Origin of the sequence: Parabacteroides goldsteinii (genome assembly GCF_020091425.1) — a bacterium.
GTDB classification, from domain to species: domain Bacteria; phylum Bacteroidota; class Bacteroidia; order Bacteroidales; family Tannerellaceae; genus Parabacteroides; species Parabacteroides goldsteinii.
Genome location: NZ_CP081906.1, coordinates 2,344,445 through 2,357,335 on the forward strand (window position 1 = coordinate 2,344,445; position 12,891 = coordinate 2,357,335).

At 47.5% G+C, this 12,891-nt stretch carries 6 protein-coding genes; 4 read left to right on the forward strand and 2 right to left on the reverse strand.

The window, feature by feature from the left end; genetic code table 11:
• Window positions 1-38: 38 nt before the first annotated feature.
• Window positions 39-2,324 carry an NADP-dependent malic enzyme gene (locus tag K6V26_RS10885; protein ID WP_224265334.1) on the forward strand — a complete coding sequence of 762 codons (2,286 nt, stop codon included), beginning with the start codon at window positions 39-41 and terminating at the stop codon, window positions 2,322-2,324.
• A 59-nt stretch (window positions 2,325-2,383) separates the two neighbouring features.
• Here K6V26_RS10885 and K6V26_RS10890 read toward each other — a convergent pair whose 3' ends face one another.
• Window positions 2,384-2,791 carry an FKBP-type peptidyl-prolyl cis-trans isomerase gene (locus tag K6V26_RS10890; protein WP_224265335.1) on the reverse strand — a complete coding sequence of 136 codons (408 nt, stop codon included), beginning with the start codon at window positions 2,789-2,791 and terminating at the stop codon, window positions 2,384-2,386.
• 245 nt (window positions 2,792-3,036) lie between these two features.
• Between K6V26_RS10890 and K6V26_RS10895 the strand changes: the two genes are divergently transcribed.
• From K6V26_RS10895 to K6V26_RS10905, 3 genes are read left to right on the forward strand one after another with little or no spacing between them, the layout of a single operon-like run.
• Entirely contained in the window at window positions 3,037-4,443 is a 1,407-nt protein-coding gene (locus K6V26_RS10895) for an efflux transporter outer membrane subunit (RefSeq protein ID WP_195437992.1), read from the forward strand.
• A 33-nt stretch (window positions 4,444-4,476) separates the two neighbouring features.
• The gene (locus K6V26_RS10900; RefSeq protein WP_010802939.1) at window positions 4,477-5,592 is read left to right on the forward strand and encodes an efflux RND transporter periplasmic adaptor subunit; all 1,116 of its coding nucleotides are present in this window, start codon (window positions 4,477-4,479) and stop codon (window positions 5,590-5,592) included.
• A gap of 7 nt (window positions 5,593-5,599) precedes the next feature.
• On the forward strand, window positions 5,600-8,734 hold the full coding sequence (locus K6V26_RS10905; protein ID WP_224265336.1) for an efflux RND transporter permease subunit: 3,135 nt from the start codon (window positions 5,600-5,602) through the stop codon (window positions 8,732-8,734).
• A gap of 99 nt (window positions 8,735-8,833) precedes the next feature.
• On the opposite strand, the gene K6V26_RS10910 is transcribed toward K6V26_RS10905, so the two are convergent.
• Entirely contained in the window at window positions 8,834-12,763 is a 3,930-nt protein-coding gene (locus K6V26_RS10910) for an AlbA family DNA-binding domain-containing protein (protein WP_224265337.1), read from the reverse strand.
• Window positions 12,764-12,891 lie beyond the last annotated feature (128 nt).

Sequence of the window (12,891 nt, forward strand, 5' to 3'; positions counted from 1 at the left end):
TTTAAAACGTACACAAAATCTACTAATATCATAAGTCTATGGCAAAGATAACAAAAGAGGAAGCACTTCGGTATCATTCCGAAGGCAAACCCGGAAAGATTGAAGTAATTCCAACAAAACCCTATAGTACACAAACAGATTTATCATTGGCCTATTCTCCCGGTGTGGCAGAGCCTTGCCTGGAAATAGAGAAAGAACCGCTTGATGCCTATAAATATACATCAAAAGGTAATCTGGTAGCCGTTATCTCCAACGGTACTGCTGTTTTGGGACTGGGTAATATCGGAGCGCTTGCCGGCAAACCGGTTATGGAAGGCAAAGGCCTCCTGTTTAAAATCTTCGCAGGAATCGATGTATTCGATATCGAAGTGGACCAGAAAGATCCCGATAAGTTCATCGAAACCGTAAAAGCAATCGCCCCTACTTTCGGCGGTATCAACCTGGAAGATATCAAAGCGCCCGAATGTTTCCAGATTGAACAACGACTGAAAGCGGAACTGGATATTCCGGTGATGCACGACGACCAGCACGGTACGGCAATCATCTCCGGTGCCGGTCTGCTCAATGCGCTTGAAATAGCCGGAAAGAAGATTGAAGATGTAAAAATCGTTGTCAACGGTGCAGGCGCCGCTTCCATCTCTTGTACGAAACTGTATGTGATGCTGGGAGCCCGCAAGGAAAACATCATCATGTGTGATAGTAAAGGGGTTATCTCTACGCATCGTACCGATCTGAACGAATCGAAGAAGGAATTTGCTACCACAAGAGATATAAAGACGCTGGAAGAAGCCGTTGTCGGTACAGACGTATTCCTGGGATTGTCTGTTGCCAATGTGCTGACACAAAAGATGGTGCGTTCCATGAACGAAAACCCGATCGTATTCGCTCTGGCTAATCCGAATCCGGAAATTTCATATGCCGATGCAATGGCTTCACGCGAAGATATTATTTTCGCAACAGGACGTTCGGACTATCCGAATCAGATCAATAATGTATTAGGATTCCCGTATATCTTCCGCGGAGCATTGGATACACATGCCAAAGCAATCAACGAAGAGATGAAACTGGCCGCCGTACATGCCATCGCCGAACTGGCAAAAGAACCGGTTCCCGATGTGGTCAATGCCGCGTATAAACTGAAACGTACGACTTTCGGACGCGATTATATCCTGCCGAAAGCGCTCGACCCACGGTTGTTGACACGAGTATCGGTTGCTGTTGCCAAGGCCGCTATCGAGTCGGGTGTCTCACGCAAAACAATCACAGACTGGGAAGGCTATGCCAACCATTTGCGTGAAATGATGGGCTACGATAATAAACTGCTCCGTTCCTTCACCGACATGGCAAAAGCAAATCCGAAACGTGTAGTATTTGCCGAAGCCAACCACGTGAACATGCTGAAAGCTGCTGTAGAAGCCAAAGCCGAAGGCATCTGTTATCCGATCCTGTTAGGCAACGAAGAACGTTTGGAAAAAATTGCTGCCGAAGAAAACCTGAGCCTGGAAGGTATCGAAATCGTCAACCTGCGCCACGACCGTGAAGAAGAACGCCGCGACCGCTACGCCCGTATCCTTTCTGAAAAGAGAGCACGCGAAGGCGTTACTTTCTCGGAAGCACGCGAAAAGATGGTCGGCCGGAACGCTTTCGGTATGATGATGGTGGCAACCGGCGATGCGGATGCATTTATCACAGGTGTTTACAGCCGTTATTCGGAAGTGACAAAGTTGGCAGAAGAGATCATCGGTATCCGTCCGACATACGACCATTTCGGTGCCATGAACATTGTAACTTGCAAAAAGGGTACTTTCTTTATGGCAGATACGCTGATTAACCGTCATCCGTCAACAGAAGTCCTGATCGACATTGCCCGCCTGACGCATGATGCGGTGAAGTTCTTCGCGCACGATCCGGTTATCTCGATGGTATCTTATTCAAACTTCGGTTCCGATAAGCAGGGAAGTCCGCTGAAAGTGCACGGCGCTATCGAATACCTTCACAAGAATCACCCGGAAATCGTCGTAGACGGTGAAATGCAGGTAAACTTTGCATTAGACAAGAAGTTACGCGACGAGATGTATCCGTTCAACAAGCTGAAAGGTAAAGATGTAAACACATTGGTATTCCCGAACCTGAGTTCGGCCAACAGTGCTTACAAACTGTTGCTCGAAATGGGTGTCGTAGAAACCATCGGCCCGATCCAGATGGGATTGAACAAACCGATTCACTTCACCGACGTAGAAAGCTCTACCCGCGACATCCTCAACCTGACAACCGTTGCCGTTGTAGATGCAATCGTACAGGAGCAAATTGAAAAAGGAGAATAAGAACTTTATTCTTTATAAGAGCAGTGTCAAAATACACTAAATGGCACTGCTCTAATCTTTCAGGCAATCCCCAGCAACTCCACCTCAAAGATTAACGTTGAAAATGCAGGAATCGGACCGGAAGCCCGGTTTCCATATCCTACTGTATAAGGGATATAAATAACCCATTTATCCCCCACATACATTTGTTGAAGTGCAATCTGCCATCCTTCGATAACCTGGTTCAGACGGAAAGCCTCCGGGCAGTTACGTTCGTATGAATTATCAAATTCGCGCCCATTCATCAGAGTCCCCCGATAATGAACGGAAACAACGTTATCCAACCGGGGAGAAACAGTACCGCTCCCCTGCTCCGTTACTTTATATAATATCCCGCCAGCCAGTTTCTTTACACCTTCCTGTGAAGCTATTTCTTCCAGATACCGCAGATTTTGCTCTTTATATTCCTCTTTCCTGTTCTTTGCCATTTTAGCCATTCTTTCTTTTTCACCGGCAAAGATAAATTATTCTTCAAAAAAGGCCTAAACTTCGTTTAAAACGAATGTGAAGTCCGTTTAAAACGAGCTGAAATTCGTTTAAAACGAGTATGGAGCCCATTTAAAACGAGTTTTTATTCATTTTAAACGAGATTTTACTATCCTGTGAAAATTAGTCCTTTATTAAACCAAGAGTGACTTTTTTGTGTTTATGTGTAGAATCTAAACAAAAAGTTATGCACATAAGTACATGGTGTTATACTATGCTTTGCCTTTTTCTGCCAATGACGCTGATGGCACAGGCTAAGCATAAGTACCTCGATCACGCATTGCCGGAAGCGTGGCAGGAAAATGACAGTAATTTTCAACAAACCTTACCCGTTGATGACAACTGGTGGAGGAATTTCAATGATCCGGTATTGGATTCCCTGATCGATGTGGCCGTAAAGCAGAACTATTCTGTGCAGATGGCTGCCGACCGTATCGCTATGGCGAAAGCCAACCTGCGCATACAACAGGGCAGTTATTCACCGACGCTGGGACTATCGGCGGGATGGAACCGGCAACAAAGCAGCGGCAACACCAGTAGTTTGCCGCAAACAATCACCCAATATGCCGATGCCTCGCTCTCCATGAGCTGGGAAGTCGACGTATTCGGCAGTATCCGTAACCGGGTGAAAGCGCAGAAAGAGAATTTCGCTGCCTCCAAAGAAGAGTACAATGCCGTCATGGTATCGCTTTGTGCACAGGTCGCATCGGCCTATATCAACCTGCGTGAACTGCAACAAGAGGTCGATGTAGTTACCCAAAACTGTCTGTCGCAACAGGCTGTAGTCGAAATCACCCAGAAAAGGTATGAAACCGGCCTGGTGTCGAAGCTGGATGTGGCACAGGCACAATCCGTATATTACAGTACCAAGGCCTCGCTCCCCATGCTGGAAGCAGGTATCATCCAGTACACGAACGCCCTGGCTGTGCTGATGGGACTGTATCCGCAAGACGTTAAAGGACTGATCGACCATCCGCGCCCCCTGCCCGATTACATCGAAACCGTCGGAGTTGGATTTCCTGCCAACCTGTTACTGCGTCGTCCGGATATCCGTTCTGCCGAACGCCAGGTCAACGCCCAGGCCGCGACATTGGGTGCTTCCAAATCCGACTGGTGGCCGCAGGTTTTCGTCAAAGGTTCCATCGGATTCGCTTCTCACGACATCGATAAGATAGCCAACCATAACAGCCTGACATATGAAATCGCACCCGCCATCTCCTGGAATTTCTTCCAGGGAGGCAAACTGGCACAGGCAACCCGCCTGGCAAAAGCCCAGTTAGACGAAACAATCAGGCAGTTCAACCAGACCGTCCTCACCTCCGTACAGGAAGTCGATAATGCGATGAGTTCCTATAAAAACTCCATCAAACAAATTGTCGCCCTCCGCGAAGTAGTCAATCAGGGCCAACAAACGCTCGACCTCTCGCTCGACCTCTATAAACAGGGACTGACACCGTTTCAGAATGTACTGGATGCGCAACGCTCGCTGCTGTCGTATGAGAATCAATTGACACAAGCCAAAGGCCAGTCGCTCGTCTATCTGATTCAGCTCTACCAGGCACTGGGCGGAGGCTGGGACGAAGACGGGTATTAAGAAAGGTAGTTTATCAAACTAAAAAACACAAATATGAAAACATCTGTCAGAATCGCCCTGATCGCCTTGTCGGTCCTTATGCTGGCATCGTGCAAAGGGAAAAAGCAACCGGCGGAAACAGCCGCCCCTTCCATCAGCGTGGCAACACCGGAAGTAAAAGACATTACGCTGACAAAAGACTATCCCGGTTATCTGAGTTCGGAATTGACCGTCAATCTGGTGGCGCGGGTAAACGGTTATCTCCGGACCTCCCACCTGGTGGCCGGCAGCAAAGTGAAGAAGGGAGAACTCATCTTCGTGATCGAACCCGACACTTATCAGGATAATGTGACCCAGGCCGAGGCGGCACTTAAAACCTCCAAAGCGCAACTCGACTATGCCCGCAGCAATTACGAGCGGATGAAAGAAGCCGCCAAAAGCGGAGCCGTCAGCCAGATACAGGTATTGCAGGCCCAATCGACCGCACAGGAAATGGAAGCATCCGTCCGTAATTCGGAAGCCGAACTGAATACGGCACGCACCAACCTCAGCTACTGCTATATCCGTGCCCCGTTCGACGGACGAATCACCCGGGCCACTTACGACATCGGCAATTATATCAACGGAGCGGCGCAGCCCGTCACGCTGGCTACCCTTTATAAAGATGACAAAATGTTCGTCAACTTCAATATAGAAGATAACCAGTTTATGAAAATGATGATTACCGCCGCCCAAAACGATTCGACCGTCAAACTGCCGGAAACAATCGCCGTACATCTGGGAGACAACGGACGGCAAAACTACACCGGACAGTTGGATTATTTCTCTCCCAATGTCGACCTGTCGACCGGAACACTGAACGTCCGTGCCAACCTGGATAACAAGGACGGCGAACTGAAAAGCGGATTATACGTTACCATCACCCTGCCCTACAGCGAAAAACGGGATGCTGTCCTGGTGCGCGATGCCTCCATCGGCACCGACCAGCTGGGCAAATATCTTTATATCGTAAACGATTCCAATATCGTACGGTACCGTCATATAGAACCGGGACAGTTGGTAGACGACACCTTACGCCAGGTCGTCAGCGGACTTGAACCGAACGAACGTTACGTCACCACCGCTTTATTGAAAGTGCGTGACGGAATGAGTATTACCCCTATAAAATAAGAACGTCATGGTAAAATTCTTTATAAACAGACCCATCTTTGCCACCGTTCTTGCCCTGATTATCGTGGTTGCGGGATTGGTCACACTCAACGTATTACCCATCGCCCAATATCCGGATATCACACCGCCTACCGTACAGGTTTCGGCCGTTTATCCGGGAGCCGATGCGCAGACGGTTGCACAAACTGTCGGACTGCCTATCGAGCAACAGGTGAACGGTGTGGACGGAATGCTTTATATGAGCTCCAACTCCTCCAGTTCGGGCGCTTACTCGCTGACCATCACTTTTGCTGTCGGTACGGACATCGACATGGCTACCGTCATGGTACAAAACCGTGTCAGCATTGCACAAAGCAGTCTGCCGGAAGCAGTAATCGTACAAGGAATCACAACTAAAAAGCAATCATCGAACATCGTGATGATGCTTTCCCTCACTTCCAGGGATTCTCTTTACGACGGACTTTATCTGAGCAACTATGCCAGCCTGAACCTGACCGACCAGCTGGCCCGTCTGCCGGGAGTCGGTTCGGTCAGTGTCATGGGAGCCGGCAACTACAGTATGCGTATCTGGCTCGACCCCGAAGTCATGCGCATCCGCAACCTGACGCCGGACATGGTTTTCCAGGCTATCTCCACACAGAACAGGCAGGTTTCTGCCGGTTATGTAGGGCAGCCAATTGCAGAGGCGAACAATCCTTATCAATACACCCTGACCGTAAAAGGCCGGCTGACTACGCCGGAGGAATTTGGCAATATCATCCTGCGGACAGAGCAAGGCGGTAAAATACTCCGGCTGAAAGATATTGCCCGTATCGAACTGGGCAGCTCCTCCTACAACGTGACTTCACGGTTACGGGGACAACAGGCTGCCGCCATTGCCATCTACCAGCTGCCCGGCTCCAACTCGCTGGAAGTATCCAAAGCCGTACGGGCAAAGATGGAAGAGATAGCCTCCACCCTTCCGGCGGGCGTCGAATACGGCGTTACTCTCGACACGACAGAAGTTATCAACGCTTCTATCGACGAAGTGTTGGTGACTTTCCTGGAGACAACAGCCCTGGTTGTCCTGGTTATTTTCCTTTTCCTCCAGAATTTCCGGGCGGTAATCATTCCCTGCCTCAGTATTCCTGTTTCATTGATAGGAACACTGGCTGTCATGGGGGCATTGGGATTCTCGGTCAACACATTAACGTTATTCGGATTGATCCTGGCGATTGCCATTGTGGTAGACGACGCAATCATTGTCGTCGAGAACTCGTCGCGATACATGGATACCGGGAAGTATACGGCACGCGAAGCGGTAACAAAAGCAATGGGCGAACTCGTCGGGCCGGTTATCGGTGTCGTATTGGTGCTGTTGGCGGTATTTATCCCCACCACTTTTATTGGCGGCATCTCCGGACAACTTTACAAACAGTTCGCCCTGACGATTGCTGCCGCAACCGTCCTGAGCGGCATCAACTCATTGACATTGACACCGGCACTCTGCGCCCTGTTCCTGCGCGTCACTAACGACCCGAAGTTTGTCGTCTTCAAAGCCTTCAATAAGGTATACGACAAAACACAGAAGATCTACGATGATGTTGTCGACCGCATGTTGAAACATCAGCTGGTCACATTGATAATCTTCCTGATCGTTTCAGCTACGGCAGCCGTCATGTTCATGCGCTGGCCTTCGACCTTCATCCCGGAAGAAGACGACGGATATTTCATTATCTCCAGCCAGTTGCCGCCGGCCTCGAGCCTGCCACGCACTGAAGCCGTCAGCCAGAAAATCAACAAGATACTGGACACTTATCCGGAAGTCAAAACCTATATGGGAATAAACGGTTTCTCTGTGATGGGAGGCGGCGAACTGTCGAATACCGGTACTTATTTTGTCGTACTGAAGAATTGGAGTGAACGAAAAGGGAAAGGTCATACGGCACAAGATGTCGTCACCCGCTTCAACCGGGAAGCCTATGGCATCCAGGAAGCGCAGATATTTGCCCTGGTCCCTCCCGCCATTCCCGGCCTGGGTGCTTCCGGCGGTCTGCAACTGCAACTGGAAGACCGCAAGAACCTGGGACCGACCGAAATGCAGCATGCCATACAGACATTGCTGGAAACATACCGTACCAAACCTCAACTTCTGAGTTTATCCAGTATGTATCAGGCGAATGTCCCCCAATACCGTCTGAATATCGACCGCGACAAAGTGCAGTTGCTGGGATTACAGTTGAGCGATGTCTTTTCAACCCTCAGTTATTACATGGGAGCCGCCTATGTAAATGACTTTGTCGAGTTCGGGCGTATCTATCAGGTCAAGATTGAAGCCGGCGGACAGGCGCAAAAGGTCATCGATGATGTTATGCGGTTGAGCCTGGAAAACAGTTCCGGCAAGATGGTTCCTTTCTCCGCTTTTACAGAAGCGAAACAACAATTGGGATTGGACCAGATCAACCTGTATAATATGTATTCTTCTGCCTCCATCACTTGTATTGCCAATCCGAAATACAGTTCGGGAGAAGCCATACAGGCGATGGAAGAACTCATACAGGAACAGCTGGGTGACAATTTCGGTTACGAATGGACCTCCGTCGCCTATCAGGAGACCAAAGCCGGCTCGACCACGATGTTGATATTCGGTATGGCTTTACTGGTGGCCTTCCTGGTTCTTTCGGCACAATATGAAAGTTGGACAAGTCCGCTGGCAGCCATCATGGGATTGCCAATCGCCTTGCTGGGAGCCATTCTCGGTTGTTTCATTATGGGAGTGCCCGTCAGCGTCTACACGCAAATCGGGATTATCCTGTTGATTGCCCTCTCTGCAAAAAACGGTATCCTGATTGTCGAATTTGCCCGCGACTACCGTGCCGCCGGTAATCCGATACGCGAAGCGGCCCTCGAAGCCGGACACGTCCGCCTGCGTCCTATCCTGATGACTTCGTTTGCCTTTGTACTCGGAGTCATGCCGTTGTTGTTTGCCACCGGAGCAGGGGCAGCCAGTCGTGTATCATTGGGGGCAGCCGTTGTATTCGGTATGGCCATCAATACGATTTTTGCAACCGCCTTTATCCCCAGCTTCTACGAATGGATGCAAACCTTCCAGGAGAAATGGCTGGACAAAGCCTCTCCCAATAAAACTGCAACTAAAGCCTGATGCAGGTCTTTAGATTATAAAAAGAGGATGCGCCAAAAGACTGTAACTTTTCGACGCATCCTCTTATCTATTCTGTTGCGGAATGATCACTCAATGTGATCAGAAAGTAATCCCACACATAGAACTGAGTACTTCCACATCCGATTTATAAATGGTATGTTCCCATCGCCGCCCGGCATTGTACTGGTCAAATTCCTTCAACGACAATTTATCTTCATTAAGGGTTCCGACCTGTTCGGCAGACAGGATCTCTGCATAGACGAACGTTCCTTTATCCGGTTCGAGTACAAGCGTATTACGGGGTTGAATGCTCATCGACTTTTCAAAATCATCCAATGCTATAATACGGAATCTTTTCTCCCCGTCTTTATCCGCGATCAGCAAAAGATAGTCTGTTTTATGGGCCGGAGACAAAAAGAGCAGTCCGTCTACCGAATCGATGAATGCCAGTGGAGTATTGGGTTGCGATATTCCTTTTTTCAGATTCGACAGGCCGACCTCGCCATTGGCGAAAACTGCAACCAGGATATCCTCTTTTTCTTCCGGATTATAAGAGAACAGGACTTTTCCCTCGCCTCCCCAAACACCTATTTTGGGACTGGGAGAACTGGCGATCTTTCCGTTGGCAAACAAAGAAACGAATAAGTGCCCCGGTGTATATCCGTGGTCCGGTTTCTTTATCAGGGGGTTCGTTCGCAAACCGGATGTTTTGCACGTATACGCTTTGTTTTTAGCTTTTCCCTTCTCATTGTCTTTTTTTATCTCGCACATCGGCGGAAGAACGGTCTCTTCTTTTACCTCTACTTCCGGCAGGAGAAAAATCTCCTGTTGCACATTACTGTCTTGTTGTACCTTAAAAATGTATTCTTTCCGTTCCTCGCTGAAGAATACCGGAAACTCAGGCTTCTTAGGTGTTGAATCCAGTTTCAGTGTACGCCTTTGTTTAACAAACTCGTCCACGTTGCACACCGCCTTTGCCATACTTGAACTGCCTGTTCGGGTATATACAACCCCTTTCACCTTCACCACTTCATTGATCGGCACCACCCTGAAGGCCAATACCATCCTCCCGTCTTCATATTCATAGATCCGGCAACGGATATTTTCCTGATACCGGTTCCGGTCTCCTTCTTTTTCTCCCAACTGGCAAATGATACTTCTGTTGACTTCACGAAGGTAGACATCGCTGTCGTTACGGGCAAATTTCAAATCCTCTGCCAACCCGTTCAGATAGCCTTTGTCGTTGACGCCGATATAAAGCGTTCCTCCGTCTGTATTCATGAAAGAGGCGATGACACGGGCCAGGACGACACTCTGATCTTCGCCGGCATTTTTATTGGCATGAATAAAGGCCGATGTCTTAAATTCCTTCTCCATGCCTTCGTGCCCGAAGTAGACCGGAACATATGTCTTCTTTTCTTTCCCGGGTTCCTTAAAGCCCAGCAGCAAGTTGATGCTTTTATAGATAACCTCCTGCAACTCCGTATCTTTCTCCCTCAAAAAACGGACAATACTGAAATAGCGGGCCAATTCCGAAACAAGCGGGTTCTTGTCCTGCATAAAAGAATTCAAGAGCGAGAAAGAGTCTTTTTCATACAACGTCTGCATCACCCGTATCACCTGCCGGCACTGTTTCAGATTGCGGCCATAACGGTTTATATCCATGAGCTCCATCTTCTTCAGCAGATCGCGGAACTTTTGTATGTTCGCTTCCGAAAAACGGGTATGATAAGGCTCCGTCATCAGCACTTCTACATTATATATATAGTCGGCACAAAGTTGGTAATAACGAGCCAACGCCTGGTTGCCGGTGAAGTTACACAAGAGACTCAATATGTTATATACATTGAACCGTTCGGTAGAATCATCCAGTTCCAAAACCAGCGAATCCACGCAAAAGATCAGTTCGCGCACCAGTTCGATCGTTAATGCCGGGTTATCAGCAAGCGTGCTCTTCACCTCTTTTTCCACTACTTCTTTGCTTTCTTTCATATCGCAAGGAGTAATATTCACATTTTCCAGGCTCAGATCTTTCAGGGCGACGAAAAAAGGGTTATTCTCTTTCTTCTGATCGGTCAATAACACGGAATCGCCGTCTCCTTTATAAATCTCTTTTGTCAGAAATATAAAGAAATCGCGTATATTCTCCAACACGGACCGGTCGAAAGCCGCATGGTCAGGACGAGGCACATGCGACTGCACATTGATCGTATTTTTCAGTTTGTGGGAAAGGAGACCGACATATTCAACCTTAAAGATATCTCCGATCCGGTATTTTTTATGCGAGGTCAAAGCAGTCGTAGCCGTAGCTCCGGACGAAAGCAACCACCAGACTTTCCCGTCACGAACTTCGACTACCTTCCCCAGCAATGCTTTCCGCCGTACACATTCCGGATAAATAAATTCATTGAAATCCTGTATCAGGGATAAAAGAATTTCACCTTTCTCCACTTCTTTTATTTTAGCCTGAAACAATTGGTTGACAGAAAACAGATCGGAAAATCCGGGAATCATGCTATAACAGGAATTGATATAGGCAAAAGGCAAACGGGCTTTCATTCCCTGATAAGTTTTGTCGATTATTTCCGCATACATCGACATCGATTCTTTATTAATCGATAAAATACGAATATTTACCCGCTCGTCAGGCGAAGGATAGACAATCCCCGAAAATTCTTCTTCCGACTTCTTCGCAATAAACGCTTCTTCTTCAGGAAACATCTCGACAACCGGTTTGCTGCCCTGCAAAGAAAGAGGAAAATCTTCCGCCAGTTGCTTCCAGTACAACCTGTAATCTTTTATGGTCTTACAGGCATCGAACGAACAGACCGGTTTATCGAATAAGGCCACAAACAACCTGTTATTCAACACAGATACCCGGTCTTTGCGCCCTTTCCATAAAAGGGAAGCATGGGGCAAATGTGTACTGAGCGTAAAACCATCGTTATCGAGTGTCAGCGTATTCGATACATTGCTATACTGTTGCCACTTAAGTGCCTGCTCAAAAACAGGACAGGCAGCATCTTCAATTGGTATCGTAACGAGTTGTTCCAACATACGCCTTTCATCATAATCACACAAACTGTCCCAGCGGATTTTGCCATTCAGCCGATTCTCTCCGGTTAGCAGCGTATACGATTTATTTTTCAGTACACCACCATAAACAGAAGGGATACGGGATAAATACCGGCAAATACGTGCAGCGATCACCGCCCGGTCAGAATCGGCAACATCTGCCTCTTTCGATACCAGGTAGAGGAAAGCATGTATTTGTATCGCATTCGTAATAACCGGATGGACAGTGTTCCATTCATCCATGTACCATACTTCGGCAGTCTTATCTTCCACCGCCTGCGCTTTTCTTTTTAACAGGCTGTATAACTCTGCAAGTTCGTTTTTCCCGATTCGCTTGCTTGCTATCAGTTCATTAATCAAACGGACAACCAACATCAAAGCATTCGTCAGAACATCCGTGTCATAGGATAAAAGATATAATATCTGCCGGATTTCTTTTTCTGCATGCCAAAGATTCCCGCTCGCTTTCAACCTGAACAGTATGCTCGCCAGCCGAGATTCGGTCCTTTTATCCAAAATGCATTTACATGCTTCTATTTTCCCTTGCAAATTATCCATCCGCCGAAAGATTTCCTCCCGCTTCTGCTCCACATCATCTTTATAGACAGACTGCAAGTAATCTGATCCTTCACTGATCCACTTAAAAATATCCAAAGCAAGAGTAAACGCTCCGATCGCATTTTTTCTGTCTTTCTGCAAACATTCTGCATGCAGTTCTTCGAAAGCAGCGATTGCCTCTATCCAGGAAACATCATTATTCCGATATAATAGCTGCGCTTTCCTTAATAAAAGATTCGATATATGGTAACTGGACGGACATCTGTTCTTTACAATCCCTATATCCAAAGAGGTGTGAGCTGATATATAATTTACAGTCTTCGTAAAATCAATACGGGTCGATCCTTCCAGTGAAAGATTGTTTTCATATAAAGTGTTTATAGTCAGATCAGTCATATGCGTTATTCTGTTTTTTTAGTTCATATTTTTATTCAAAGCCAACAATTAGGCAAACGCCTTGATTCCTGAAGGCTAAATATACTACAATAATCTGAAAAACCAAATGAGATTGATGATTAATACCA

What these genes read in the sequence shown, in the direction of transcription:
- K6V26_RS10905 (WP_224265336.1), top strand. Translation starts at nt 5,600, where the DNA reads ATGGTAAAATTCTTTATAAACAGACCCATCTTTGCCACCGTTCTTGCC.
- K6V26_RS10890 (WP_224265335.1), bottom strand. Translation starts at nt 2,791, where the DNA reads ATGGCAAAGAACAGGAAAGAGGAATATAAAGAGCAAAATCTGCGGTAT.
- K6V26_RS10910 (WP_224265337.1), bottom strand. Translation starts at nt 12,763, where the DNA reads ATGACTGATCTGACTATAAACACTTTATATGAAAACAATCTTTCACTG.
- K6V26_RS10885 (WP_224265334.1), top strand. Translation starts at nt 39, where the DNA reads ATGGCAAAGATAACAAAAGAGGAAGCACTTCGGTATCATTCCGAAGGC.
- K6V26_RS10895 (WP_195437992.1), top strand. Translation starts at nt 3,037, where the DNA reads ATGCACATAAGTACATGGTGTTATACTATGCTTTGCCTTTTTCTGCCA.
- K6V26_RS10900 (WP_010802939.1), top strand. Translation starts at nt 4,477, where the DNA reads ATGAAAACATCTGTCAGAATCGCCCTGATCGCCTTGTCGGTCCTTATG.